Consider the following 25,841-nt stretch of genomic DNA (forward strand, 5'->3'; position numbering starts at 1 on the left):
GTGGTCGTCACGACGTGTCGATCACGACGGCAAGGGATCCAGGCGATCGGGAGTGACGGTGTCCCGCACCACCGCCAGCAGGCGCTGCCCGGCGCGTTCCGGCCGGACGTGGGGACCTTCGGACACCGGGACGGCGAGTCGACGGCGAGACGCGACGATCGCTTCCTCGTCGACGCGGACGCCCAGCCCCGGGCTGTCGCCCAGGATGAACGCCCCGTTCTCGACGTGGAGGTCGACCGAGATCCCCGACGGCGGCCGCAAGTCCTGCAGCTCGCTGACCAGGTGGTTCGGTACGGACGTCGCGGCGTGCAGCAACCCGACCGGCGTGTTGCCGATGGGGCTGACGGGCAGGTCGTGGGCGTGTGCGAGGGCCGCGACCCGCAGGAAGTGCGTGACACCCCAGCCCGCGGCCGCCTGCACGACGTCGATCGCTCCCGTCGAGATCAACGGGCGGTACTGTTCGAGGCCGGAGAGGTTCTCCCCGCTGGCGACCGACGCGCGGACGCCACGGCCGACGACCGCGTGGCCTTCCGCGTCCCACCGCCGGACCGGCTCCTCGATCCAGATCAGGTCGAGCGTCCGTTCGAGCTCGACGACGTGGCGCACCGCCTGCTTGCGGGTCAACGCCTCGTTGACGTCGAGCATCAAACCCGGCCGTGTGCCGCGACCGGCGTTGGTGAGCACATCGCGCACCAGGATGAGGCGGTCCCGGTCCCGATCGACGTCGAGACCTCCCTTGATCTTCGCCACCCGCAGTCCGCGGTCGGCATAGGTCTCGTACAGCGCCACGAGTTCGTCGTCGCCCAGCCCGATGTCCACACCGGAGGCGTAGGCGGGCACGCGGCGGTCGCGTCCGCCGAGCAGTCGCCACAGCGGTTCGCCGGCGGCCTGCGCTTTGATGTCCCACAGCGCGGTGTCGAGGGCGCCGATGGTGCCGAACACCGCGCCCGCGTGGCCTGCTTTGAACGTCTGGCGCAGCATCCGGTCGTAGAGGGCGGTGACGCCGCGCGGGTCCTCGCCCTCCAAGGCGGCGAAGATCGAGTCGATCTCCACGTGTGGTCCGAACCCGACGCCGGTGATGCCCACGTCCGTCTCGACGACGACGATCGGAACCCGGACGAGGCCGTCGGCGAAGACGCCGTTGGCGTCGCCGACCGGCCGACCCCAGTCCTGGACGGTGGTGAGGGTCCGGTAACCAGTGATGCGCATTTTGTCAGCCCTTCGTGGCCCCCGCGGTGACGCGTCGGCGATCTGGCGCTGCAGGAACAGGTAGACGACGAGGAGTGCCGGGGCACCCGTCGGAAGCATGACCAGCGGGTAGATCGTCGCCGGCGCGAGCCCGGCCATCGGCACCGCGACGACCCATTTCGTCAACCGGCGGCCGGCCATCAGCCCTCCCTGCCCGCGCGGCGCAGGACGGCGATCTGGGCCAGCCCCACCACGAGCATGATCAGGAACAGTGCCGTCGAGGCGGCGGAGGCGAGCGCGGGCTGGTTGAACTGTCCCTGTTGGACCCAGATGTAGTACTCCGGGAGGTAGGTGGACGCCTCCGGACCGCCGCTGGTCATCACGAACAACAGGCCGAACATCGACGTCAACATGCCGATCATCGTGGTCACGAAGACGAACTGGATCGTGCGGGACAGACCCGGGATGATCACGTGCCAGACGGTCTGCGGGAGGGACGCGCCGTCCACCTTGGCGGCGTCCAGCAGCGAGGGGTCGAGGGCCGCGAACCCGGCCAGGAACACGACCAGCGCCATGCCGAACGTCGCCCAGACGTGCACGCCGACGACCGCGAAGATCGCCACGTCCGGATCGCCGAGCCAGTCCACCGGCCCGAGGCCCACCCCGCCGAGGACCGCGTTGAGCGGACCGTCGTAGGCGAGCAACAGGTTGAAGATCGCACCCACGATCACCGGGGAGAGCACGGCCGGGAAGAAGTAGACGCCCCGGTAGACCCGATGTCCGGGGACCCGCAGGTAGATCAACGTGGCGAGCAGACCGGGGATCGCCACGGCCACCGGGAGCAACAGCACGAGCAGGCCGACGTTGCCCAACGCGGTGCGGAACAGCGGATCGCCGAACAGGGTCACGTAGTTGTCCAGGCCGACCGACGTGCCGTTGCGGTCGCCGTCACCGGTGAAGGAGAAGTTGACCCCGAGCACCAGCGGCCACAGCCGCAGCACGACGATGATCAGGACGGCCGGCGCCACCAGGACGAACGGCGCCAGGCGCTCGACCCTCGACCCGCGACGGGTTCGCCGCGAGAACGGCCTCCCCGGTCGCCGCCCCGCCGCTCCGGCGACCACTCCCCTCTCGGTTCGCCCAGCCACTACCGGGCGAACCGAGGACGGGGAACCTCCGGACGGCACGGATCAACTCGCCTTGTCGGAGGCGGCCAGCTGCGCCACGGCCTCGTCTGCGGTGATCGAGCCGCTGAGCAGTTGCTGTGAAAGGCGACCCATCAGATCGACCGTCTTGGAGGACAAGGCGACGTGCAGGGCGGGCTTGCCGGTCTTGATCCCCGCGGTGATCGTGGTGACGGCCGGGCCGCCGGCGGAGACGTCGATGGTGGTGTCGGATGCGATCGCGCCCGCGTCCGCGTAGAAGGCCTTCAGCGCCTCGGACGACGTCAACGACCGCACCAGGTCGGCGGCGACCTTCGGGTCCTTGGTCCACTTCGCGACCGCGTAGCCGATTCCACCGTCGTACGGCAGGCTCGGGGTCGCCGCGGGGTTGACCACCGGCGCCGCCATGACGCCGACGTCGTCCGGGTCGAGGAACTCGGCGAAGTCCTTCCAGTGCCCGATGTCGGACATCAGGCCGATGATGTGCGCGGCCTTGCCCGACTGGAAGACCGCGAACGCGTCGTTGAACATCGCGGTGGAGTTGACCCCGTCGTTGTTCAGGCCGGCGTCGTTGACCTGCTTCCAGAGCTCGAAGATCCGCTTCACGTCCGGCGAGGCCCAGTTCCGCTTTCCGGCGATCCAGTCGTCGTACTCCTGCGGCGCGAGCACCGCCGAACCGACGCTGGACAGGAAGAACTGGATTCCGATGCCTTCCTTGTTGCCCACGCCGAAGCACTTGGCACCCGTCTTGCCGGTGATCGCGCCGCAGTTCTCGACGAAGTCGTCCCACGTCTTGGCGGGCGCCTCGGGGTCCAGTCCCGCCTGTTCGTACAGAGCCTTGTTGTAGTAGAGCGGGTGACCTTGCAGCGTCACCGGCGAGGCATAGGTCTTCCCGTCCCGGGTGAACGCCTCCCAGCCCGCCAGCCGCTGCTTGTCCTGGGCGACGTACTCGTCCAGCGGCACCAGCGCGTCGACCCGGTCACGGAGCTGACCGCCCCCGTTGAAGAGCATGACGTCGGGCCCCTTGCCGGACTGGATCGCCGCCCCGAGCAGCGTGTAGTACTGGTCGAACGGCTGGGCCACGAATTCGACCTCGGTGTCCGGGTGGCTCTTCGCGAAATCGGCCTTCGCCTTGTCGAGGTACGCGGCCACATTCGCATCGCCGGACTTCCAGTCCCAGACCACCAGCTTGTCGCCCGAACTGCCGGAGGATCCCGGCGCCGTGGCGCTTCCGCAGCCGGACGCCAGTGCCAGACCCAGGACCAGGGCAGCCGACCACAGTGCGCGCTGCTTCATTGCTGCTCACTTCCCCAGACGGCGGCCGGGCGATCTACGCGCTCGGCGCGATTGCGGCCACAAACGTAACGTCGTATGACGTATGACGTCAACGGTGCTACGTATACTCGCCGCAGCCCTGAAAGCACCCGGGGCGCATGGCGCAACCGGAGGAAAGATGACCGCAGCGGACCGGCGAGCGGCCGAAGACGCACCCGCACCTCCCGAGTGGGCGCGTCGACCGGCCAACCTGGCCAAGGCGGTCACCGCGGAACTCGTGGGGCGCATCGTCCGGGGCGTCCACCCCTCCGGGACGTCCTTGCCGCCCGAGCCCGCACTCGGCGCGACCTTCTCGGTCAGCCGGACCGTCATCCGCGAAGCGGTGAAGATCCTCCAGGAGAAGGGCCTGGTCCAGGTGCGCCAAGGCGCCGGCACCATGGTCACCCCGCCCGCGATGTGGAACATGCTGGACGAACTCGTCCTCGCGGCCACCATCGCCGAAGACGAAACGCTGGCCGTGCTCGACGATCTCGTGGTCACCCGGCGGCTCCTCGAATCGGACATGGCCCAGGTCGCCGCCCGCACGGCCGACCAGGACACGATCGACCGGCTACGCGCCCTCGTGGACCGGATGGACCAACTCGTCGACGACCCCATCGCCTACCGCGAGCAGGACCGCGCCTTCCACGACACGATCATGCAGGCGTCGGGCAACCGCATCGCCCGGGGCGTCGTGCGCTCTCTGGAGAGCCAGGTCATCAACACCGCCCGCTACACGGGCAGAAGCGAACGCGCCCTGTGCGTGGCGTCCAACCAAGGACACCGCCGGATCTACGAACGGATCGCGGCACACGACCCGGCAGGCGCCGCCGAAGCCATGTTCACCCACATCACCGAAGCGTGGTTGGTGCGCCGTACCGACAACGGAGACCCGAGCCGCCTGGAGCGCTAGGCGGCCACTCGGCGACATCACCCCCTCGCGCGGCACTCCGCTGAGTCGTCGCCATGCGCACGGCCGACGGGTGCGGCCAGCATACCGATCCGACGCCCGACGGGGAACGATGAGTAGTACTTACTCGATCAACTGCGAGTAGCTTCCCGGCGAAACGGACCAGATGGCCGAACGAGCGCTACTGCTCCGGAAAATAGGCATGCTCGTTCCCTTGACGACACGGCCGCTCACAGGCTGTCATGGTTAGCCAGGACCACGGCTCGATGAGTCAGACTCATCGACAGGAGATCCAGCTCGTCGGACTCCGGCCCACGAGCACCACAACGTAGTGGAGCAGCTCATGCCACAACGGCCGAACGGCCGCGCACCCTGTGCGCCCCGAACCGGCGGCCCCGGCTGACGGGCGGCTGACGAACGGCCGTCGCGCGAAGCTTCACCAGCTCTGGGAGCGCTCCCGGTGGCCCAGCTGTCGATCCGAACGGCCCCATCCCTTGTTGTGCATGCACCGGTCGCCGTGCACCGGCGGCCGGACTCGGCGAACGGAGGTCCACGTTGGGCGCACGACGGGTCACCTTGGCCGATGTGGCCAAGGTGGTCGGCGTCTCCCAAACCACCGTGTCCCTGGTCTTATCGGGGCGCGGCCGCGACCTGCGGATCTCCGAGGAGATGCAGCGCCGGGTCCGCGAAGCGGCGACGGAGTTGGAATACCGCCGCAACCGGGTCTCGATGGGACAACGCGGGGCGAGGACGCAGACGATCGCCTTCGTGTCCGATTCCGTCGCCAGTTCACGACTCGCGGGCCACATGATCAAAGGTGCGCTGGGCGCGGCCCGCAGGCACGGCGTCACGCTGTTGTTCGGTGAGACCGAGGGCGATGCCGGCTTTCAGCGCACGTTGATCGAGACGATGCACGACTACCACGTCGACGGCATCATCCTCGCCTCGGTGCACACCAGGACGATCAGCATCCCGACCGAACTCGCCACCGGACCCGCGGTACTGCTCAACCTGCTGCCCCGGGAGCCGTCACCGCTCGTCTCCGTCCTGCCCGACGAGGTCCAAGCCGGCCGCGCCGCCGCACGCGTGCTCCTCGACGCCGGCCACGCCGAGGGCATCCACCTCATCGGCGTCGGCCCGTCCGGGGACGACGTCCCTGCGGGCCGGACCGCGGCGTTCGACCGGCTCACCGGTATCCGCCAGGAGCTCGGTGAAGTGGGCGTCGAGGTGGAGAGCGGACACCCGTGCCGCTGGTGGCTGCCGAAGTACGGCTTCGAGGCGACCCGGGACCTGTTGGCCAAGGCACGTCCCCGCGCGTTGATCTGCCTCGACGACCGACTCGCGCTCGGCGCCTACCAGGCACTGCAGGACGCCGGCCTCACCGTGCCCGACGACGTCTCCGTCGTCTCCTTCGACGACCACCCCATCGCCTCCTGGCTGCGCCCCGGCCTCACCACCGTCGCCCTCCCGCACCACGACCTCGGTGCGAAGGCCGTCGACCTCCTCTTCGCCGACACCGATCACCCCGACCTGGACCGCGTGCACCGGGGCAGCACCCACCGCGTCCCGATGCCCGTCCGCCACCGGGATTCCGTGGCGCCGCCTCGATGAGCCGAGCACCCGCCACGCGGATCGGGTGAGGCGAGATCACCCGCTGAACGGTGCGACGGCGTCGCGCAGGAACGTCAGCCCCCCGGTGGCGAGGGCGTCGGGCGAACTCGCCAACGGCCGCCAGATCGAAGCGGCCGTCGCGATGGTGGCGTTGTCCGGCGTGAACGACTCGATGCACAGCGGACCGCGGTAGCCGGCATCGGCCAGCGCCCGCAACAACGCGGGCCAGTCCTGGTGGTCGGCACCCGGCGTGCCGCGATCGTTGGCGCACACTTGGACGTGCGCGATCCGTTCGCCCGCGGCCCGGATGGCCGCGACCGGCGATGATTCCTCGATGTTCATGTGGTAGGTGTCCAGCGCCAGGCCGCAGCCCTCCTCGGGCAGTCCGTCCAGCGCCTCCAGGGCCTGCCCGACCGTGTTGAGCAGGCTGGTCTCGTAGCGGTTCAACGGCTCCACCGCGATGCGGACGCCCTTCGACGCCGCGTGCTCGACCACCGGGGCGAGGTTCTCGCGCAGCTGGGCGTAGACCTGCGACCGGTTCCCGATCCGCCACGTGCGGCCCGTCGCGCTGTAGGCCGGTCCGGCCGCCACGCCGCTGCCGACGATCGCCGCGACGTCCACCACGTGCCGCAGGTAGTCCTGGGTCTCGGCGACGGTGTCGGATTCCACCAGGTCCCGACCGGGCGCCATGGCGAGGCACACGGAGGCCTTCAGGTCCAGGGCCGCCAGCAGTTCGGCCGCCCGGTGCGGGTCCCAGTCGCCCGGGTGCTCCACCGGCAGCTCGATGACGTCGAAGCCCCACTCGCGGATGCGCGGCGCGAGCCCCGCCAGCACGTCGTCGGTGAGCGGTGACGCCCAGACCCAGGTGCTGACGCCGATGTCCCACATGTGCCTGATTCCTCACTGCCGCGCGGGCGGACCGCTGATCCCTTGGAGTGCCAGCAGGAAGTCGCGAACGTCGGTGGCCGCCAGTCGCCCGTCGCGCTCGACCGATCGCGGCACGGCTGCCGGGTCGGAGCACAGCAGCACGGGGCCGTCGGCGGCCACGTCCGGGAGCCTGCCGTGCGTGCCGCGCACGCACGACGGGTCCAGGGGCACCACGTTCATCGCATACCGCAGGCCGAGCTTCTTGCGTGCCAGGTTCAACCCCGCCTTGACCTTGGCCAGTGGGTCGGCCGGGTCGAAGAACAGCTCGGCGGGGTCGTAGCCGGGTTTGCGGTGGATGTCCACGCCGCGCGCGAAGTCGGGCGCACGGCTGTCGTCGGTCCAGTAGTAGTAGGTGAACCAGGCGTCCGGTTCGGCGACCGCGATCAGCTCGCCGGAACGCTCGTGGTCGAGCCCCACCTTCGCCTGTGCGTCCCGGTCGTGCACCACGTCCACCCCGGGCAGTTCGTCGAGCACGGCGCGGGTCTTGGCCAGGTCCGCGGGATCGGCGACGTAGACGTGCGCGATCTGGTGGTCGGCCACGGCGAACGCGCGGGACGTCCACGGGTCCAGGTACTCCATGCCGGCCTGCTCGTAGACCTCCAGCAGCCCTGCCGCCCGCAACGCCCGGTTGACGTCGACCGGCCTGCGCGCATCGGTGATGCCGTACTCCGACAGCGCGACGATCGTCGCGTCGGAGTCCAGGAGCGGCTTGAGCGCCTTGTCCACGTCGGCCGCGGCTTTGATCGCCTGCGGTGACGAGGGCCCGAACCGCTGCAGGTCGTAGTCCAGGTGCGGCACGTAGACCAGCACCAGGTCGGGTCGGTGGTCGGCCAGGACCTTCACGGCCGCGCCGACGATCCACTCGCTGGAGGCCAGGGAGGCGGTGGGGCCCCAGTACTGGAACAGCGGGAACTCGCCCAGGGCCCCGGTGAGCCGGTCGTGCAGGTCGGGTGGGCGGACGTAGCAGTCGGGCGACTTGCGGCCGTCCGCGTGGTAGATCGGCCTCGGGGTGACGGTGATGTCGGTGGTCGCCCCCATGGCGTACCACCAGCAGACGTTCGCGGCCGTGTAGCCGGGGTGGACGCGCCGTGCGGTCTCCCACAGCTTCTCACCCCCGACCAGCCGGTTGTGCTGGCGCCACAGGTGGATCTCGCCGAGGTCGCGGAAGTACCACCCGTTGCCCACGATGCCGTGCCGGGCGGGGGTGAGCCCGGTGAGCAGGGTCGCCTGGGCGCTGCACGTGACGGCGGGCAGCACCGTGCCCAGTTCGGCCTGCCAGCCCAGGCCCGCGAGGTTGGGCATGTGCTTGAGGAGCGCCGGCGTCATGCCGACCACGTCCACGACCACCAGTGGTTTCACGCCGATACCCCCGTCCAGAGGTGGTCCCGGGCCCATCGCAGTTCCGCGGCGATCCCGTCGGTCAGGTCGCCCGCGTCCGCGAGCACGTTCCACGTGTAGGTCTCCACCTCGACGTGGGTGTCGGGCTCCACCGCCGCCATGGCGGCCACCAGCACGTCCGTGGTCGAACGCAGCGGTGCGGGCTGGACGTGCAGCGGCATGTGGAAGTGCACCCGCCACGGGTGCCGCGCGGGCAGGGTCGCGAACGCGTCCGGCAGGTCGTCCGCGGCCAGCACGCCGTCCGGCGTGTTCTCCCGGACCTGGTGCAGGTAGCGGGGTTCGACATAGGCGGCGACGGCACGCCGGCCTTCCTCGCTGCCGGGTTCCGCGACCTCCAGGGCGGCGGACGCCTGCACCTTGACGATCGACAACCCGGCCGCACGGATCGCCGCGACCGTTGCCGCCGGGTCGGCGAACGACACCGCGAGGTGACACGTGTCCAGGCAGATGCCGACGTACTCGGGGTCGACGCGACCGGCCAGCCACGCCACCGCGTCCGCGACGGTGTCCAGCACGCAGCCGGGTTCGGGCTCGACCGCGAGCCTGATCGGCCGGTCGCCACTCCCCCGCAACCTGCGGGTCAGTTCGGTCAGCGCGGCCTCGGCGACCGCGTCGTCGCGGTCGCCCCACGGCTCACGCCACGCCAGCGGCAACGTCGAGATGCTGCCGTACGAGGCGGAGTCGGGCATCAGGTCGGCGAGGACGGTGGCGCAGTCGGCGGTGTAGGCCAGGCGCCGCGGGTCGGCCCAGCTCGGCCGGTACACGGCGTGCTTGACCACCTCGCCGTGGAAGTCGCCGTACGGGAAGGCGTTGAGCGTGCTGACGGTCAGCCCCCGGGCGGCGAGCTCGGCCCGCAGCCCGAGCCGCGCGGACCTGTCCTCGGCCAGTCCGCGCGCGACCGACGCGGGCAGCCACAGGCCCAGCGGGAGGGTGTCCACACCCAGTCGCGCCCGCACGCCGACCGCGTGGCGGTCGAGTTGGTCGAGGATGCCGGGGAGGTCGTTCGCCGGGTGGACGTTCGTGCAGTACGCGATCACCGGCGTTCGCCCCTCAGGACCGAGTTCCCGGTGGCGGTGTCGGTCGCGCCGGCGGTGGCCGGGTCGAGCAGGAGCCGTCCGCTCTGGCCGTAGAAGTCCACCGGGTTGCGCCACAACACGGTGTCGACCTCGGACTCGTCGAACCCGGCTTCGAGCATCGCGAGACCGGTTGACCGGGTCTTCAGCGGGTCCGAGCGGCCCCAGTCGGCGGCGGAGTTCACCAGCACCCGTTCGGTGCCGTACTCGGCGAGCAGCGCCACCATCCGCGCCTCGTCCATCTTGGTGTCCGGGTAGATGGAGAACCCCATCCAGCACCCCGAGTCCGCGACCGCGCCCACGGTCGTCTCGTTGAGGTGGTCGACCAGGACCCGTTGCGGCGGGATGCCCGACTCGCGGACCACGTCCAGCGTCCGCAGCGTGCCGGCCAGCTTGTCCCGGTGCGGGGTGTGCACGAGTACCGGGAGGTCGTGCCGGGCGGCCAGCTCCAGCTGGCGGGCGAACGCGTCGTCCTCCTCCGGCGTCATCGAGTCGTACCCGACCTCCCCGACCGCGACGACCCCGTCCTTGACGAGGTAGTGCGACAGGTGTTCCAGCACGCCGGTGCACCGCGGGTCGTTGGCCTCCTTGGGGTTCAGCGCGATCGCGCAGTGGTGGGCGATGCCGAACTGCGCCGCGCGGAACCGCTCCCACCCCACCAGAGCGTCGAAGTAGTCGAGGAACGACCCCACGTTCGTGCGCGGTTGCCCCAGCCAGAACGCCGGCTCCACCAGCGCTCGCACCCCGGCCGCGTACATGGCCTCGTAGTCGTCGGTGGTGCGCGACGTCATGTGGATGTGCGGGTCGAAGATGCGCATCACGATGCCTTTCCGAGCAGTTCGAGGGCGTCGGTGGGCACCGGGCGGCCGGCCGCGCGGCGTTCGTCGGCGAACGCGGACACCATGCGCAGCAACTCGTCGTCCGTGCGCCGGTCGAGGTCGGCGACCACCGTCAACGGGACACCCATGAACAGGAGCTTCAGCACGCCGTGCCGCCACGCGTGCTGGTCGAGGTGATCCGCCGCGAACGGGCCCATGGCCGCCGCGACCAGCCCGCTCTCGTTGCTGCGCAGGGCGTCCTTGACCAGCTCGACCCCGGTCTCCGGCACTCGACCGCCGATCTCGGCGAGCCCGCGCAACATCCCGAGGCGTTCGGCCGACGTGCCGTGCCGGTAGAGCGCGGTGAGCCCTTCGGCCACGTCCTGGGCGATGTCGATGTACGTGACGAGCAGCCGCACGCGGGCCTCCTGCACACCGACGCGCACCGCTCGGCCCACGACGGGGAACAGGGTTCGGATGGAGGCGGGATCGGCCCGCAGCGCCTGTTCGACCATGGCCAGCCAACTCGCGGTGCGCAGCGCTTCGAATGCCCGCTTCGCCACCAGGGGTGCGGCGTGGCTGTGTCGGGGAAGCTCCACGGCGGCGACACCGGTGTAGCCGATGTCGGTCAGTGCCGCGAGGGTGTCGGGAAGGTCCAACTGCCCTTCTCCGAATTCCAGGTGTTCGTGGACGCCGGGCACCATGTCGTCCAGCTGCACGTTCATCAGCAGCCCGCCCGCTGCTCGAACGCACGCCGCCGCGTCCTGCCACTCCACCGCCACGCAGTGCCCCACGTCCAAGGTGATCCCGAGCAGTTCGGGGTTCCCGAGCTCCGCTCGGAGCCGCAGGGCCTGGTCCAGTCGCTCCACCACCATGCCGGGCTCCGGCTCCAGCGCGAGCGGCACGGCCGGCCCGCCGGTCAACACCGCGGCGACACCGGACTTCAGGTGCTCCCAGCTGTCCGAGGGCCCGACGCCCGACCAGAACGACACGCAGTCCGCGCCGAGGTCGGCCGCTATCCGCTTGGCGCGCAGCAAGAAGTCGACCCGGACCTCCTGGTCTTCGCTCACCAGCGTCGGGTGGTGCTTGCGCAGCGGGTCGAGCAGGTAACGCGCCCCGGTCTCCACGACGACGCGCAGCCCCAGCGCCGAGAGACGTGCCGCGAGCCGTTCGGTCCGCGCGCCGATGTCGTCGGCGAACGGGTCGAGGTGGTGGTGGTCGAGCGTGAGCGCGACCGCCGTGTAGCCGAGATCGGCGATGACCGAGAGCGCGTCGTCCAAGCGGTGGTTGGCGAACCCGTTGGTGCCGTAGCCGACGTGGAACGTCATGTCGGGCTCACCTTCCGGCTCAGCGCCCGGGCCAGCGGCAGGACCAGCACGATCGCCGAACCGTGCCGGGCGAGCGCGGATTGCAGCAGCACCATGCCGTGGATGCCCGCCTTGGTCGCCGCGCGCACACGTGCGGCGGACGGGTCCTGCACCACGGCCCATTGCGCACGTCCGACCGAGGCGGCGTAGGCCACGGCCGCCGCGACGGCAGTGGGCCGACCGCCGGCGATCAAAGCGGTCAGGGCGGTCATCGCCGTCCCGCCCACAACGGCCTTGGCGACGGCAGGTGACGTGCCGTGCACCTCGCCGCGCGACAGCGCCGTCACGCCCAGCGTGTGCAGGGCCATCAGTGCGGCGGGCAACGGGGCCCGGCCTCCCAGCAGCACGTCGAGCCCCCGGCACGCGGCCATCGCGAACGGACCGGCGGGGGTGTTCTTCAACACCGTGTCGTAGCCCCACACCGCCACGGCGAGCGGCACCGCGTTGCGCCCGGCCGCCGCGGCGAGCCCGATGCCGGCGCCCGTCAAGCCGACTGCGGTGGCCAAGGCGGCGTTCGGGCTGATCCGTCCCGACGGGATGGGCCGCTCCGGCCGTTCCACGGCATCCAGGTCGCGGTCCGCCCAGTCGTTGAGCGCCATGCCCGCCCAGTACAGCGCCGCCGATGCCAGTGGCAGCAGCAGGCGCCTGCCCCGCAACGGCGCGTCCGTGCCGACGAGGGTGTCGCCGAGCGCCGTCAACGCGGCGGGCGCCCGCACGAGTTGCAGGTACGCCCTCATCCCAGTCCTCCCGCCCACTCGTACAGCGCGCGGGTCTGCTCGGCGAAGCGGTGTTCTTCGCTGCCGAGCGGGTCTTTGAAGAAGAAGGCCAACGCGCCCAACGCGCCCTTCTCACCCGCCGCGTGGGCCGCGGCGACGAGCCGGGTGAGGTCGAGCACCAGCGGTGCCGCCAGTGCCGAGTCCAAGCCGGTCCAGGTGAACTGCAGGCTCATCCGCGCACCGAGGAACCCTTCGAACGACACGTGGTCCCAGGCGGTCTTCGTCTCGCCGAGGTCCGGCACGTTGTCGATGTGCAGGGGTGCGGTCACCTCACTGCCGAGCAGGGCCGCGAGCCCGTTCGCCTTGGACCTCAGCTTGCTGTCGGCGTGCGCCGGGTCCTCCAGCGTCGCGCCGTCCCCGCCGCCGAGCAGGTTGGTGCCCGCCCACGACCGGACCGTCAGTCCCCGTGCGGTGAACATCGGCGCGAGCACCGTGCGCAGCAGGGTCTCACCGGTCTTGCCGTCCCGCCCGGCGTAGGGCAGGCCCTCCCGTCGGGCGAGCTCGTCCAACGCGGGCAGGGCGATCCCGGTCGAGGGTGTGAACTCGACGAACGGGCAGCCCGCCCGCAGGGCCGCGTAGGCGGCCAGCGAACTGGGTGGCAGCACGTTCCGGTCGGGATCGGCCAACGCCCGCTCCAACGCGGCCAGTTCGGCGTGCTCGGGCAGCGGCGGCACGGGCGGTTCGGTGGACGACACGTTGACCACGACGACGCGTGCGAGCCGGTGCCGTTCCCTGAACTCGGTGATGTCGGCGGCCAGCCGCCGGGCGACGTCGGCCTGGACACCGTCGAAGCTCGCCGTCCGGATCTCGCTGTCGACCTCACGCAGACCGGACTTGACGCACTCCAGCAGGTGGTGCGGCAGCACACCGCCCTGGGCCAGCAGCTCGGCCCGTTTCTCCAGGGGTGTCTGCGCGATGTCGTGCCCGCCGACGACGAGGTCCGACCACCCGGGCAGCGTGACCCCGGCCAGCTCGGGTCGCTCGGTCACACATCCGGTGACGGGTGTCAGGCCCGCGCGCAGGGCCAGCAGCCCGCTCACGGCGGTCGTCGCGACGGAGCCACGTGCGCCGATCAGCCAGAGCCCGGTGGACTCATCCGCCATTGGTTCTCCTTCCGATCCGGGGTGCCGCGCGGTCAGCCCGGCCACGGCTACTTCCAGGGACCGGGGTAGCCCGGCATCGACTCGCAGCCGCACATGGCGTAGTGCAGCGGTGGCATGTCCTGCTTGATGAAGTCCTGGACGTCGTCCTGGGTGACCTTGGGCTGGGGCAGCACCCATTCCTCCGGCACCTGCTTGCCTTCCAGGATTCTGAGCGCGGCGATGACGGGCGTCCGCCATTGGAAGGTGGGGTACGTGGGCGCGACCGCGGTCATCTTCTCCGTGACCCACGTCCGCAGGAAGTCCTGCTGGTCCTCGCCGACGAACGGCGGGATCGGCACACCCGCGTCCTGGAACGCCTCCACCGCGGCGACGGCGGTCGCGCCGGCGTCCATCCACACGCCGTCGATCCGGCCTTCGCGCTGGATGTAGTCGTTGACGATGGTCTTGGTCTTGGCCGCGTCGCCGTCGGTGAACTCGACACCGACGATGTCCAGCCCGCTGCCGGCGAAGATCTCGTTCGCCGCGGCCCACCGCTGCTCCAGCACGTCCACGCCGGGCAGGATGCGCAACGCCAGCACCTTGCCGCCCGCCGGCACCTTCTCCTTCAGGAACTCCGCGCCGTCCGCGCCGAACGCGAACCCGCCGATCGGGTGAATGAAGGTGACCGGGCAATCGGAGTTGACGCCGCGGTCGAACACGATCACCGGCACCCCGGTCTCACACGCCGCCTCGACGGCGGGAGTGAGCGTGGCGGTGGTGTTGGGCGACACGATCAACGCGCTGCACCCTTGCGCGGCGAACGACTGGATGTCGCTGATCTGCTTGTCGTCCTTGGCCTCCGCGTCGAGCACGGTGAACTTGACGATCTCCGGGTGCAGCTTCACCTCCTCCTGCATGGTCTTGAACCCGACCTGCCGCCACGGGTTGTCGACCGAGGCGTTGGAGAAGCACAGGTGGTAGTTGCCGCCGGGCTTGGCGTACTCGGTGGTGGCGACCATCTTCGGGTCGAGCATCTGCGCCCAGGGCTTGGCCTCCCCGCTCGCCCCGTCCAGGTCGACGGCCTTCGCGGTGCGGAACTTCAACTGGCGCTCGTACTCGGCCTGGTCGAAGAACTCGGACTTCACCGCCTGGTCGGACGCAGTCGTGGCGCCTGGGCCCGCAGCGGGCAGGTCGCTCGAACAACCGGTTGCCGCCAGGGCACCCGCGAGGACGACTCCGAACCACTTCCTGCGCATGGTGTTGCTCCTTGGTTCTTCGGCGGTGTTCAAGAGGTCACCGGTTCGGGTTTGCGAGGCCGAAGCACTCGTCGCAAGCCGGTGCCGCGCGCGGCGTAGGCGACCGCCGCGATGATGATCACGCCCTGCACGGCGGATTCGAGCGCGCCCGAGACACCGAGCAGGTTCAGCAGGGAGAACAGGGCTTCCAACGACAGCGCCCCGGCAGCCGCGGCGACCACCGAGCCGCGACCACCGCCGAGCAGGACGCCGCCGAGCACGACCGCGGTGATCGCCCGGAACTCCAAGCCGTTTCCGACCTGTGCGGACACCCCGGCGAACCCGGCGAGCAGGATGGCGGCGAGCGCGGCCAGCAGTCCCGAGAGCACGAACGCGATCAGCCGCAGCCGGTCGACACGGCCACCGGCCAGCCGGACAGCCGTGTCGTTGTCGCCCACCGCGAGCAGCGTCCGCCCGGTGCCGCCGCGCATGAACAGCGCCGCGGCGACCAGCACCACCAGCAGGATGAGCACCGACCACGGCACTTGGCCCAGGACCGGCACGTCGATCCCGCCCCGGCCGAACGTCCGGAACGACGGCGACAGGGCGCCGCGCGGCGCGCCACCGGTCCACAGGAACACCGCGCCGTCGAGCACCAGCAGCATCCCGAGCGTCACGATGAACGACGGCACCAGCAGCTTCGTCGTGATCAGGCCGTTGACCAGCCCGACGAGGACGCCGAAGCCGAGCAGCAGCGCGATCACCCAGGACGTGTTCGCGTCGTCCCCGTCGACCAGTCGTGCGGCGATCACGACCTCCGCGGTCACCAGCGACCCCACCGACAGGTCGTAACCACCCGACACGACCACGAAGTACTGGCCGATCGCCAGGATCATCAACGGCGCAGCGCGCTTGAGCAGCGCCAGGTACCCGGTCGGCTCGGCGTACGTGGGACCGGCGAAGGCCAGTGCCACCAGCAGGACCACAAGCACGACCAGCACCGGTGCGGTCCCGTCGGCCAGGCGGGGTCGCCACGTCACGTCGACCTCCGGGACGACTGGCGGCGGGCGTACAGCGCCACCGCGACGATGAGCACGATGCCCCGCACCACGTCCTTGAAGAACGGGTCGACCGCGAGGTCGTCGAAGACGGTGTCGAGGGTGGCCAGGATCAGCACGCCACCGATCGTGCCGACCACGCCGCCGCGGCCACCGGCGAGTGCCGCGCCGCCGAGCACCACGGCCGCGATGGACTCCAGGTCGTACCCCGCGTCGGTGCCGACGTACGGCGCACCGGAACCCAGCCGACTGGCCAGGAACACCCCGGCCAGTCCGGCCATGACCGCGCACAGCACGTGCGCGGTGACGATCGTCCGGCCGGTGCGCACACCGGACAGCCGGGCGACGTCGACGTCACCACCGACCGCGTACATGTGGTAACCGCCGCGGGTCCGCCGCAGGTACCACCACGCGCCCGCGGCGATGAGCAGCATCAGCAGCGCCGCCACCGGGATCGGCCCGATCCGGTCGTACCCGAGGTGCTGGAACGAACGGGGCACGCTGCCCGCCGGCCCGGTGTAGTTGTGTTCGAGGTACCCGCGCAGGACCAACGCGACCCCGAGCGTGGCGATGAACGCGTTGGCCTTGAGAACCGTGATCACGAGTCCGTTGACGAGCCCGACGACGGCCGCGACCGCCAGCGCCAGCAGCACCCCCGGCACGATCATCGTCCCGCTGCCCGCCATGGTCTCGGCCGCCACGAGCGAGCTCAGCCCGACCAGGTAGGCCACGGACAGGTCCAGCGAGCCGGTGATGATCACGATGGTCTGCCCCACCGCGACCAGTCCCAGCACGGTGCTGCGGGTCAGGATGTTGAGGATGCCGCCCTGGTCGAGCAGCACACCGCCGTCGAGGGCGACCAGGACGCTGCCGACCACGAGCAGCACGGCCAACGCGACGTACACGGTCACGGTGGGGGTGAGCGCGAACTTCCGCGGTCGCGTCGCACTCGCGTTCCGCAGGGCCCGCTCCCGCACGACGCTCACGCGGCGTCACCGATCCCGTGTCCGGTGGCCAGCCTCATCACAGCTTCCTCCGAGCTGCCGGCCGGCAGCTCGCCCGCCACGGCGCCTTCGTGCATGACGATGATCCGGTCGCTCATGCCGATCAGCTCGGGTAACTCCGAGGAGATCATCAGGATGGCCACTCCCCCACCCGCGAGGTCGCGCAGCAGCCGGTAGACGGCCTGCTTCGCGCCCACGTCGATACCGCGTGTCGGCTCGTCCACGATCAACACCCGCGGCTCGACCGCGAGCCACTTGCCGAGCACGACCTTCTGCTGGTTGCCACCCGACAGGTAACGCACCTCCTGGTGCGGCCCGCGTGCGGTGACCGTGACCGACTCCAGCAGCCTGGTGAGGTCGGCCGCGCGCCGTGCCGCCGCTCCCCGCAGTGCCGCCCGCCGCACGAGCAGGACGTTGTCCTTCACCGACTGCCGGAGCACCAGACCTTCGCCCTTGCGGTCCTCGGTGACGTAGCCGATGCCGGCGCGGACCGCGGTACGTGGCCGGTCGACGCGGACCGGCACGCCGTCCACCGCCACGGAGCCCGTGGTGAACGGCTCCACACCCCAGATCGCCCGCGCCGTCGCGGATCTCCCGGAGCCCTGCAACCCGGCCAGGCCGACGATCTCACCGGCACGGACCCCGAAGTCCAGGTCCCGCACCCGGTCGTTCCCCGCCGCGTGCAACGCCAGCCGCACGTCGCCCACGTCGTTGCCGCGCTCCGGGTACAGGGCTTCGAGCGGACGGCCGACCATCTGCCGCACGAGCTGGTCGGAGGTGATGTCGCCGGTCGCCGAGGTCGCCACGAACGCGCCGTCCTTCAGCACCGTGATCCGCTGGCTCAGGTCGAACACCTCGCGCATCCGGTGGGAGACGTAGAGGATCGCCATCCCCCGCTCCCGCAGCCGACCCACCAGCGCGTACAGCAGCTCGACCTCGTGATCGGCCAGCGCGGCGGTCGGCTCGTCCATCGCGAGCACCCCGGCTTCGGTGGACAGCGCCTTGACGATCTCCACGACCTGCTTCTGCGCGACGGAGAGCCGTGCCACCTCGGTGTCGGGCTCGATGCCCTCCTCGCCGAGCCAGTCCAGCAGCCGTCGCGTCTCGGCCTCCATCGCCCGGCTGTCGACCTGGCCGCGTCGCACGGGTTCGCGGCCCAGGAACACGTTCTCGGCGACCGACCGGTGTTCGAGGAGGGTGAACTCCTGGTGGATGATCGAGATGCCCGCCGCCTGCGCGTCACGCGGGGTGCCGAACGAGACTTCCTTCCCTCCCAGCACGATCCGACCGGAGTCCGGTCGGTGGACGCCTGCCAACACCTTCAGCAGGGTCGACTTGCCGGCGCCGTTCTCGCCGACCAGTGCGTGCACCTCGCCCGCTCGCAGTTCGAGGTCGACGCCGCGCAACACGGTGACGCCGAGGAAGCTCTTGGTGACGCCCTCCAGCCGCACGTTCACCCGCGCACCTCCGTCCACGTTCCCGGAGAGAGAGTCGTGGCAGCAGCCGTGCACGTGCCCGCCGAACGGCCGCGCTCTCCGGGGATTCGGTCGGCCGCCCGGTCCGCCGCTGTTCGGCGGACCACGACCATGACGCGAACCGTAGGAGCGCCGTCGGGTGCATGTCAATCAAAACCCTTGGCATCACTACGATGTGCGGTTCCCTTCGTTGTGGGTGGCGCTGACCCACGACCCGCGATCCTCCATTGTGGACACCGCTGCGCCTGGCCGCGACGCTCGGCCTCATCGACGGCGAGCACTCCGGCCTGGCGTTCGAACGGCACGACGAAACCCGGGGGCACCTGGGCTTCGCCGCTCCGCGACCGGCGGCCGAGCTCATCGCTCTGGCCGGGATGATCACGAAGCGGGAAGTCCAGGTGCCCCGCCTGCCGTACTGGGTGGGGTTGGTTCGCGGTCAGAACTGGGCGATGAACCTCCACGCCTCGCCCTTGGTCCAGGTCCGCGCGCCGTCCTCACAGGCACAGCCGTCGACCGGACCCGGCCCGTGGCCCCCGTCGAACGCGGCCCACTGCACCGGGTACCCCGCTCGGCACGAGTACGTCGTCGTGATGTGCGTGCGGCTGCCTCCAGCCGGCTCGCGCGGGCTCTGCGCGGCGCAACCGTTGTTCGCCACGAACCGATCGCGCAACGACCGTCCCTGCGAGATGTTCAGCACGTTGTCCGAGATGCCGTGGATGCCGAAGTACGCGATCGGCTGCGTACCGCCGGAGCACCCGCTCAACTGCGCACCCGCGTACACCACGACGGCGCGGAACACCGTCGCCCGGGAGCACGCCAGCGAGTAGCTCATGCCGCCGCCGTAGCTGAAGCCCATCGCGAACCGCAGCTTCGGGTCGACGCAGAGGTCGCCCTCGATCCGCTTGATGAGGTCGTCGACGAACGTGACGTCCTCACCGCCGGAGTTCGCCCAGCCGTTGCCGAAGCCCTGGGGAGCCACCAGGATCGCGCTGTTGTTCGACTGCTCCTGCATCCCGTAGTACGCCCACGACGCACCGCTGGTACCGCCGGAGGACACGTCGTTCATCGTGCCGCCACGCCAGTGGAAACCGAAGATCAACCGGTAGGGCCGGGTGTTGTCGTAGCCGTCCGGCACCCGCAGGACGAAGTTGCGGGTCTTGCCGTTGCTCGTGATCGTGTGCGAGCCGCTGCGCAACGTCGGGGCCTTGCCGCAGCCAGAGCCGCCGGGCTCACCGCCGCCGCCCACCTTGACCATCTGCCACTGCTGGCCGTTCCCGCCCGTGTCGGCGTACTGGACGGCGTTCGCGCCGTCCGCGGTGGAGGAGCCCTGCACCTCCACCGCCTTGTTGCTGTGCCGGGCGATCAACCGCACGAAGCCGCCGTCGGAATCGGCCGCCCGGAACTGCTGGTTGGTGCCGCCGTGGTCGGTCCACTGCTGGATCGCGACGCCGTCGGCGGTCGACGAGTTCGGCACGTCGAGGACCTTGCCGGAGTGGCGCGACTTGAGCCTGTAGTAGCCACCGCCGGAGTCCAGGAACTGCCACTGCTGGTTCGCGCCGTCGTTGCGCGTCCACTGGGCGATGCGGCCGCCGTCGGCCGTCGACAGGCCGTACACGTCCAACGCCTTGCCGCTGTTGCGGTTCACGAGGACGTACCACGCGCTCGTGTCGATCGTGGCCGCCGACGCGGGCAACGCGGTCACCGCGGTCACCGTGCCGGCCGCGAGGAGCACCGCCGCCACGGCGGCCGTCACCGGTCGTCTGCGTCGCGTCTGTGGGGAGGCCAAGGCCTCACCGCTGGCTGTCATCGAACACTCCTTCGGTTCAAGGCAGGGTCCACCGTTGGTTGGTGCCGCCGTGGCAGCTCCAGATGATCAACTGCGTGCCGTCCGCGGAACCGCCGCCGTTCGCGTCCAGGCACTTGCCCGACTGCGGGTTCACCAGGGAACCGTTGGCGTTCGCGGTCCAGTTCTGGCCACCGCTGCCGTTGCACGTCCACAGCCGGACCGCGGCCCCGTTGGCCGTGCCCGACACGTCCATGCACTTGTCGAACGCGCGCAGGGTGGAGCCGTTGACCGTCCAACGCTGGTTCACGCCACTGTTGCACGACCACAGCTGCAACCTCGTGCCATCGGCCGTGCTGCCACCGCTGACGTCGACGCACTTGCCGGAGGCTCCGGTGATCGGCCCGGTGCGCGGCACAGTGCCGCCCAGCTCCTTGATGCGGATGTTGCGGAACGACACGTCGTCGCCGGTGCCGTGGTTCTGGATGCCGATGTGCCCGGACGCCAGGGACCGCGCCGGGTCGGTGTTGGTGAAGTCGTTGATCAGCGCGCCGTTGAGGAACACCTGGAGGCGCTCGCCCTCGACCAGCAGCTCGAAGGTGTTCCACTCGCCGGGCGGGTTGAGCGCGGCGTCACGGGCGGCCTGGTCGGCGCCCTTGAACCCGTAGATCGCGCCGGTGGTCTTGTCCGCGGTGTCGGTGGCGTCGATCTGCACCTCGTGGCCGTTGGCGAGGGCCGAGTCCGCGCTGCTGCCCACCGGGAACCCGAGGACCACGCCGGAGTTGTCGTCCCCGGGCATCCGCCAGTCCAGCTTGAGGGAGTAGGAGCGGAACTCCTTGGCGCTGTACCAGAGCATCCCCATGCCGCCGGACGAGGTCAGCGTGTTGTCGCTGTTGGTGAAGCCGCCCGGACCGACCTGCGTCCAACCGGTGGTGGAGCCGTTGTACAGCGTGGTGTAGCCGTTCTCCGGCCGGCAGTCCGCGTCGGCCCGGTTGGCCGTGTAGCGGATGCCGCCGAGGACCATGGCGCGGAAGCCGGCCTCGGCGTAGCTGGCCTGGGTGTGGCCGCTGCCGGTGTAGAAGGAGCGCCCGCTCTGCACCGGCTTGCACCAGGTGTGGGGGTGGTCGGCGCCCATCGAGCCGCCGCTGTAGGTCGACTCGTCCAGGGTCGCCAGGACCCGGGCCGTCGACCGGACGCTGCCGCGGAAGTTGTACCACTCGTCGGTCCGGGTCCAGGCCGGGCTCAGGTGCGCGGTGGCCGGGTGCGCCCGGTTCTCGACCCGGACCGTCGCCTGCTGGATGGCCGGGTGCGAGGTGAAGTAGGTGCCGACCAGCTCGCCGTAGAACGGCCAGTCGTACTCGGTGTCGGACGCCGAGTGGATGCCGACGTACCCGCCCCCGCCACGGACGTAGGACTCGAACGCGGTCTGCTGCGTGGCGTTGAGCACGTCCCCGGTGGTGTTGAGGAACACCACGGACTCGTACCGGGACAGGTTGGCCGAGGTGAAGTGGGCCGAGTCCTCGGTGGTGGTGACCGTGAAGCTGTTGGCCGCGCCGAGGTCACGGATCAGCTGGATGCCCGCCGGGATCGAGTCGTGCCGGAAACCCGCGGTCTTGGAGAACACCAGCACGTCGTACGGTGCGTCGGCCGCGGTGGCCGGTGGGCTCGTGCTGAGGGCGGCGATGGTCAGCACGGCCGCGGCCGTGCCGACCACGCGTCGGGTGAGGGAGCTTCTCATCTCTTGGCCTCCTGGGAGGAGGGCGGTGTGGCGCCGCCCCTGCGATAGGAGCGACGCCACACCGCTGTCCTTGCCGAGTTCGTCAGGGCAGGGTCCATCGTTGGTTGGTGCCGCCGTGGCAGCTCCAGATGATCAACTGCGTGCCGTCGGTGGAACTGGCGCCGTTGGCGTCCAGGCACTTGCCCGACTGCTGGTTCACCAACGAACCGTTGGCGCCGGCGGTCCAGTTCTGCGCACCGCCGCCGTTGCAGGTCCACAACCGCACCAGGGCGCCGTCGGCGGTGCCGGCCGCGTCCATGCACTTGTCCAGCGCGCGCAGCGTGGACCCGTTCACCGTCCAACGCTGGTTCGCACCGGCGTTGCACGTCCACAACTGGATCTTCGTGCCATCGGCCGTACTGCCGCCGCTCACGTCCACGCACTTGCTCGCGACGCCGACGATCGGTCCGGTCCGGGTGCCCGTCGAGGCGCCGAACGTGTAGGCGTCCAGGTCGAACAGGGTGCCCGTGTCGCCCGCGAAGGTGAGGTACAGCGTGAACGTTCCGGCCGGCACGTTGGACAGGTTGGTGGACACGTCGGTGAACGTGTCCCACCCGCCGGTCACCGGCACGGTCACCGTGCCGAGCACCGTTCCGGTGGGCGAACCGGCCCGCACGGACAGCGTGCCGCCCGAGCCTGCCGACGACACCCGGGCGGTGAACCTCGTCGAACTGCCCAGCGCGTACGGATCGAACGCGATCCAGTCGCCGTTCTGGATGTCGCCGACGGTCCGCCCGCCCTCGGCCGCCGCCTTGTCGTAGAGGGCGGTGCCGGACTGCGTCGAGTAGTGCTCGGCCTGGCGGTGCTTCAGCTGGAGCACGTGCTGGGTGTGCGTGGTCACCGGCGGCTGGCCGTTCGAGCCGGAGTCGGTGTACTCGGCGTCGAACACGGCGAACAGGTTGGCCGCCGTGTCGTGCTCACCGTCCACCGGGATCTGCAACGTGCCCGAGCAGCCGGTCTGCGTGGTGATCGGGTGCCCGTGGCTGTCGTGGCCGAGCACGTAGCTCAGCTTCACCCGGCTGCAGTCGATCGTGCCGTCCTCGGCGTCCGTCGCGGTGATGGTGTACGGCACGGCGTCGCCGAAGCTGAACAGGCTGCCGTTGATCGGCGTGTCCAGCTTGACCGTCGGAGCGGTGTTACCGACCGAGATGGACACGCCGGCGGAGCCGGAGCGGCCGCCGGTGTCGGTCACCGTGAGCGTCACCGAGTACTGGCCGTTGGCCGTGAAGGTGTGGCTCGGGTTGGCGGCCGTGGAGGTGGTGCCGTCGCCGAAGTTCCACGAGTAGCTCAGCGCCGTGCCCTCGGGGTCGGAGGAGCCGGCCGACGAGAAGTTCACCGTCAGCGGTGCGCTGCCGGAGACGCGGTCGGCGGCGGCCCGGGCGGTCGGCGCCCTGTTCCCGGCCGGGTTGTACTCGATGCGGTAGAGCGCGGAGCTGGCGTCACCACTGCCCCACCCGGTGCCGTAGTCCAGCACGTACAGGGCGCCGTCGGGGCCGAAGGTGGCGTCCATGACCTGCGTGCCGCGCCACGGGAACTCGTTGACCTGGCCGGCCGACCCGTCGGCGTTGACGTCGATGGTCTTGATCCAGCGCCGGCCGAACTCGGTGGCGAACACGTGGCCGTCCAGCGCGGGCGGGAACTTGATCGACGACGGATTGGCCGCGTCGTACCGGTACACCGGGGCGGCCATCGGGGACTCCGAGCCGCAGCCGAAGGCGGAGAACGAGCAGTTGTCGTACTTGATCCACGCCGATCGCGCGGCGGGCAGGGTGCCCAATCCGGTGTTGCGCGGCGAGTTGTTGGCCGGCGCGGCGCAGTTGAACCGGCTGCCGGACTGCCCGTTGGCGAAGTTGTAGTCCACGTACGCCTCGGCCGTGGTGTTCGAGCCGACGCAGTAGGGCCAGCCGTAGTTGCCCGCCGAGGTGATCCGGTTGAACTCCACCATGCCGGCGGGTCCCCGCGTGTTGCTGCTGGTGCCCGCGTCCGGACCGTACTCGCCGACGTAGATCGCGCCGGTCGCCTTGTCCACGTTGAACCGGAACGGGTTGCGCAGACCCATCGCGTAGATCTCCGGCCGGGTGTTCGCGGTGCCGGGCGCGAACAGGTTGCCCGCCGGGATCGAGTACGACCCGTTCGCGTTCACCTTGATCCGCAGCACCTTGCCCCGCAGGTCGTTGGTGTTGCCCGCGCTGCGCTGCGCATCGTAGACCGGGTTGCGGTTGGTCCGCTCGTCGATCGGGGTGTAGCCGCTGGAGTCGAACGGGTTGGAGTCGTCGCCGGTGGACAGGTACAGGTTGCCGGCCGCGTCGAAGTCGATGTCACCGCCGACGTGGCAGCAGTTGCCCCGGTCGGTCCCGACCTCCAGCACGGTGACCTGGCTGGCCATGTTCAGCGTGAAGTCGGCGTTCAGGGTGAACCGGGCCAGCCGGTTGACCCCCTTCCACGCCGAGAAGTCCGAGCCGGTGGCCGGTGCGTCGCCGCCCGGGGTCGACAGCGGCGGTGCGTAGAACAGGTAGATGAACCGGTTGGTGGCGAAACCGGGGTCCACCCCGATGCCCTGCATGCCTTCCTCGTCGTGCGTGTAGACCGGCACCGTGCCGATCACGTTGGTGACGCCGGCCGCCGTGGTGCGGCGCACCGTCCCGTTGCGGGCGGTGTGCAGCACCGAGCGGTCCGGCAACACGGCGAGCGTCATCGGCTCACCCACTTCGGCGACCCCTCGGGCCAGCTCGACCTGCTGGAAGTCGGCGGGGTTGACCGCGTGCGCGGCGGCCGGTGGCGAGGAGCCGATCACCGTCGCCACCACACCGGCGGCCACGAGGAGAGCGGCGGACAACGCCGCCCTGACCCGGTATCTCATGGCAGGCTCACACCCTTTGATCTCATCTGACGGTGGCTTCGACACGGCCGGCGCGTGGGGCGGCGACGCGCCGGTGGAGCGCTTTGGCGATCGGCGGGTCGAGTGGGTCCGGGTGAGCGGGCCCCTCCGCCAGGACAGCCGGAGGTAGTCGCCGCCCACACCGGCATGACCTTCTCGACCACTGCCCTTCCTGCCCGAATGACGTCCAGCGCTCTCCGGGAGCGCTCCCAGTCGAAGTCAGGAAGAATTCGGTCGACTTTCCGCGGTCAACCCGTCGACCGGCCGGCGCCGGCACGAGATGGCTGCGGCGGACCGACTCCGCACGCGATCAGGATGGCGGCGGACGCGGCGGGGACAGTTCGCCATTGAACCATGGGGACTCCGAACGAATCGGGCAGTGCGCGGTCCGAACCGACTCGAACCAAGGGGGAGGCTAAGTGCTAATAATCGGCTAAAGCAACGACTTCGCCTGTCGCTCCCGGGACGCCCGAGCGACGTGCGCCGCAATGTCCTCAACGGACTAGACATCGACGGGGGCTCGACCGGTCGGACAACTGCGATTGGGCGGATGCGCCGGCCGGAACACGGCACCCGGTCCACCCCAACGTGTTCGTCGCATCGAAGAGTCCCCTCGTCATCGTTGACGGGCGCGGCCGGGCTACCCACCTCTGGCCGAACCGCGGGTCTCACCGGAGCCTTCCCGCACCGTAGCCACCGACGACTCAAGGCGTCAACGTTCTGCCTTGCTAAAATTGTTAGCGCTAACGCCTTGGTCGGAATGGCGCAATATGCGCTTTCCGGTTTCCACACCATCGCCTGTTATCGCTAACATCATCGTGCGCCTGGCATTGACGGCGACGTTCGCCGATGGCTACGTTGCCCAAGGGCTTCGGTTGAGCTGTGGACGTTGCGACCCGATTCGGCGGTCCACCAGCCACTGAGGACAGTCACGTCCCCGCTCCCGGTCCACCACCGTCCGCTTTGGAGGGTCCAGCATGCCGGATTTACCACGTAGGCAACTG

At 70.2% G+C, this 25,841-nt stretch carries 18 protein-coding genes and 1 pseudogene; 2 read left to right on the forward strand and 17 right to left on the reverse strand.

Going from position 1 to position 25,841, the window contains the following annotated elements; all coding sequences use genetic code 11:
* Window positions 1-21 precede the first annotated feature (21 nt).
* The 3 genes from ALI22I_RS46855 to ALI22I_RS46865 form a co-directional block, all read right to left on the reverse strand.
* Window positions 22-1,389 carry a mandelate racemase/muconate lactonizing enzyme family protein gene (locus ALI22I_RS46855; RefSeq protein WP_238598924.1) on the reverse strand — a complete coding sequence of 456 codons (1,368 nt, stop codon included), beginning with the start codon at window positions 1,387-1,389 and terminating at the stop codon, window positions 22-24.
* Window positions 1,389-2,216, reverse strand: a complete 828-nt coding sequence (locus ALI22I_RS46860) for a carbohydrate ABC transporter permease (RefSeq protein WP_238598925.1) — start codon at window positions 2,214-2,216, stop codon at window positions 1,389-1,391. Before ALI22I_RS46860 ends, ALI22I_RS46855 begins: the two co-directional genes overlap by 1 nt.
* A gap of 162 nt (window positions 2,217-2,378) precedes the next feature.
* Complete coding sequence (locus ALI22I_RS46865) at window positions 2,379-3,647, reverse strand: ABC transporter substrate-binding protein (RefSeq protein WP_077011952.1); 1,269 nt, start codon at window positions 3,645-3,647, stop codon at window positions 2,379-2,381.
* A gap of 157 nt (window positions 3,648-3,804) precedes the next feature.
* Between ALI22I_RS46865 and ALI22I_RS46870 the strand changes: the two genes are divergently transcribed.
* Both ALI22I_RS46870 and ALI22I_RS46875 read left to right on the forward strand, forming a co-directional pair.
* Window positions 3,805-4,578: a FadR/GntR family transcriptional regulator gene (locus ALI22I_RS46870; protein WP_077011953.1), complete on the forward strand. Its 774-nt coding sequence runs from the start codon at window positions 3,805-3,807 to the stop codon at window positions 4,576-4,578.
* 552 nt (window positions 4,579-5,130) lie between these two features.
* Window positions 5,131-6,186 (forward strand): LacI family DNA-binding transcriptional regulator, encoded by a 1,056-nt coding sequence (locus ALI22I_RS46875; protein WP_077011954.1) that lies wholly within the window; start codon window positions 5,131-5,133, stop codon window positions 6,184-6,186.
* 36 nt (window positions 6,187-6,222) lie between these two features.
* Here ALI22I_RS46875 and ALI22I_RS46880 read toward each other — a convergent pair whose 3' ends face one another.
* The 14 genes and pseudogenes from ALI22I_RS46880 to ALI22I_RS46945 all read right to left on the reverse strand — a co-directional run bounded on the left by ALI22I_RS46880 (window position 6,223) and on the right by ALI22I_RS46945 (window position 24,819).
* Window positions 6,223-7,074, reverse strand: a complete 852-nt coding sequence (locus ALI22I_RS46880) for a sugar phosphate isomerase/epimerase family protein (protein WP_077011955.1) — start codon at window positions 7,072-7,074, stop codon at window positions 6,223-6,225.
* 12 nt (window positions 7,075-7,086) lie between these two features.
* Complete coding sequence (locus tag ALI22I_RS46885) at window positions 7,087-8,472, reverse strand: alkaline phosphatase family protein (protein WP_077011956.1); 1,386 nt, start codon at window positions 8,470-8,472, stop codon at window positions 7,087-7,089.
* Entirely contained in the window at window positions 8,469-9,548 is a 1,080-nt protein-coding gene (gene eboE / locus ALI22I_RS46890) for a metabolite traffic protein EboE (protein WP_077011957.1), read from the reverse strand. Before eboE ends, ALI22I_RS46885 begins: the two co-directional genes overlap by 4 nt.
* Window positions 9,545-10,402, reverse strand: a complete 858-nt coding sequence (locus ALI22I_RS46895; RefSeq protein ID WP_077011958.1) for a TatD family hydrolase — start codon at window positions 10,400-10,402, stop codon at window positions 9,545-9,547. Before ALI22I_RS46895 ends, eboE begins: the two co-directional genes overlap by 4 nt.
* Window positions 10,402-11,730, reverse strand: a complete 1,329-nt coding sequence (locus tag ALI22I_RS46900) for an EboA domain-containing protein (RefSeq protein WP_077011959.1) — start codon at window positions 11,728-11,730, stop codon at window positions 10,402-10,404. Before ALI22I_RS46900 ends, ALI22I_RS46895 begins: the two co-directional genes overlap by 1 nt.
* Complete coding sequence (locus ALI22I_RS46905) at window positions 11,727-12,506, reverse strand: SCO3242 family prenyltransferase (protein ID WP_077011960.1); 780 nt, start codon at window positions 12,504-12,506, stop codon at window positions 11,727-11,729. Before ALI22I_RS46905 ends, ALI22I_RS46900 begins: the two co-directional genes overlap by 4 nt.
* Window positions 12,503-13,648 carry an inositol-3-phosphate synthase gene (locus ALI22I_RS46910; RefSeq protein ID WP_077011961.1) on the reverse strand — a complete coding sequence of 382 codons (1,146 nt, stop codon included), beginning with the start codon at window positions 13,646-13,648 and terminating at the stop codon, window positions 12,503-12,505. Before ALI22I_RS46910 ends, ALI22I_RS46905 begins: the two co-directional genes overlap by 4 nt.
* Before the next feature lie 47 nt (window positions 13,649-13,695).
* Window positions 13,696-14,883 (reverse strand): substrate-binding domain-containing protein, encoded by a 1,188-nt coding sequence (locus ALI22I_RS46915; protein WP_077011962.1) that lies wholly within the window; start codon window positions 14,881-14,883, stop codon window positions 13,696-13,698.
* Window positions 14,884-14,912: 29 nt separating this feature from the next.
* A complete protein-coding gene (locus ALI22I_RS46920; RefSeq protein WP_077011963.1) occupies window positions 14,913-15,902 on the reverse strand; it encodes an ABC transporter permease in 990 nt (329 codons plus the stop codon).
* Entirely contained in the window at window positions 15,899-16,897 is a 999-nt protein-coding gene (locus ALI22I_RS46925) for an ABC transporter permease (protein WP_083752557.1), read from the reverse strand. Before ALI22I_RS46925 ends, ALI22I_RS46920 begins: the two co-directional genes overlap by 4 nt.
* A gap of 5 nt (window positions 16,898-16,902) precedes the next feature.
* Window positions 16,903-18,381 (reverse strand): sugar ABC transporter ATP-binding protein, encoded by a 1,479-nt coding sequence (locus ALI22I_RS46930; RefSeq protein WP_238598926.1) that lies wholly within the window; start codon window positions 18,379-18,381, stop codon window positions 16,903-16,905.
* Window positions 18,382-18,838: 457 nt separating this feature from the next.
* Window positions 18,839-20,206 (reverse strand): annotated as a pseudogene (locus tag ALI22I_RS54350) (RICIN domain-containing protein); the annotation flags it as partial.
* Window positions 20,207-20,222: 16 nt separating this feature from the next.
* The gene (locus ALI22I_RS46940) at window positions 20,223-21,920 is read right to left on the reverse strand and encodes a ThuA domain-containing protein (protein WP_077011965.1); all 1,698 of its coding nucleotides are present in this window, start codon (window positions 21,918-21,920) and stop codon (window positions 20,223-20,225) included.
* A gap of 82 nt (window positions 21,921-22,002) precedes the next feature.
* Window positions 22,003-24,819 carry a PQQ-dependent sugar dehydrogenase gene (locus tag ALI22I_RS46945; RefSeq protein WP_077011966.1) on the reverse strand — a complete coding sequence of 939 codons (2,817 nt, stop codon included), beginning with the start codon at window positions 24,817-24,819 and terminating at the stop codon, window positions 22,003-22,005.
* Window positions 24,820-25,841 lie beyond the last annotated feature (1,022 nt).

Origin of the sequence: Saccharothrix sp. ALI-22-I, from assembly GCF_001984175.1 — a bacterium.
Classification (GTDB): Bacteria; Actinomycetota; Actinomycetes; order Mycobacteriales; family Pseudonocardiaceae; genus Actinosynnema.

Bases quoted from the DNA above. Each gene is read 5' to 3' on its own strand.
- ALI22I_RS46880 (WP_077011955.1), bottom strand. From the start codon at position 7,074: ATGTGGGACATCGGCGTCAGCACCTGGGTCTGGGCGTCACCGCTCACC.
- ALI22I_RS46915 (WP_077011962.1), bottom strand. From the start codon at position 14,883: ATGCGCAGGAAGTGGTTCGGAGTCGTCCTCGCGGGTGCCCTGGCGGCA.
- ALI22I_RS46910 (WP_077011961.1), bottom strand. From the start codon at position 13,648: ATGGCGGATGAGTCCACCGGGCTCTGGCTGATCGGCGCACGTGGCTCC.
- ALI22I_RS46900 (WP_077011959.1), bottom strand. From the start codon at position 11,730: ATGACGTTCCACGTCGGCTACGGCACCAACGGGTTCGCCAACCACCGC.
- ALI22I_RS46865 (WP_077011952.1), bottom strand. From the start codon at position 3,647: ATGAAGCAGCGCGCACTGTGGTCGGCTGCCCTGGTCCTGGGTCTGGCA.
- ALI22I_RS46895 (WP_077011958.1), bottom strand. From the start codon at position 10,402: ATGCGCATCTTCGACCCGCACATCCACATGACGTCGCGCACCACCGAC.
- ALI22I_RS46870 (WP_077011953.1), top strand. From the start codon at position 3,805: ATGACCGCAGCGGACCGGCGAGCGGCCGAAGACGCACCCGCACCTCCC.
- ALI22I_RS46945 (WP_077011966.1), bottom strand. From the start codon at position 24,819: ATGAGATACCGGGTCAGGGCGGCGTTGTCCGCCGCTCTCCTCGTGGCC.
- ALI22I_RS46905 (WP_077011960.1), bottom strand. From the start codon at position 12,506: ATGAGGGCGTACCTGCAACTCGTGCGGGCGCCCGCCGCGTTGACGGCG.
- ALI22I_RS46940 (WP_077011965.1), bottom strand. From the start codon at position 21,920: ATGAGAAGCTCCCTCACCCGACGCGTGGTCGGCACGGCCGCGGCCGTG.
- ALI22I_RS46855 (WP_238598924.1), bottom strand. From the start codon at position 1,389: ATGGCCGGCCGCCGGTTGACGAAATGGGTCGTCGCGGTGCCGATGGCC.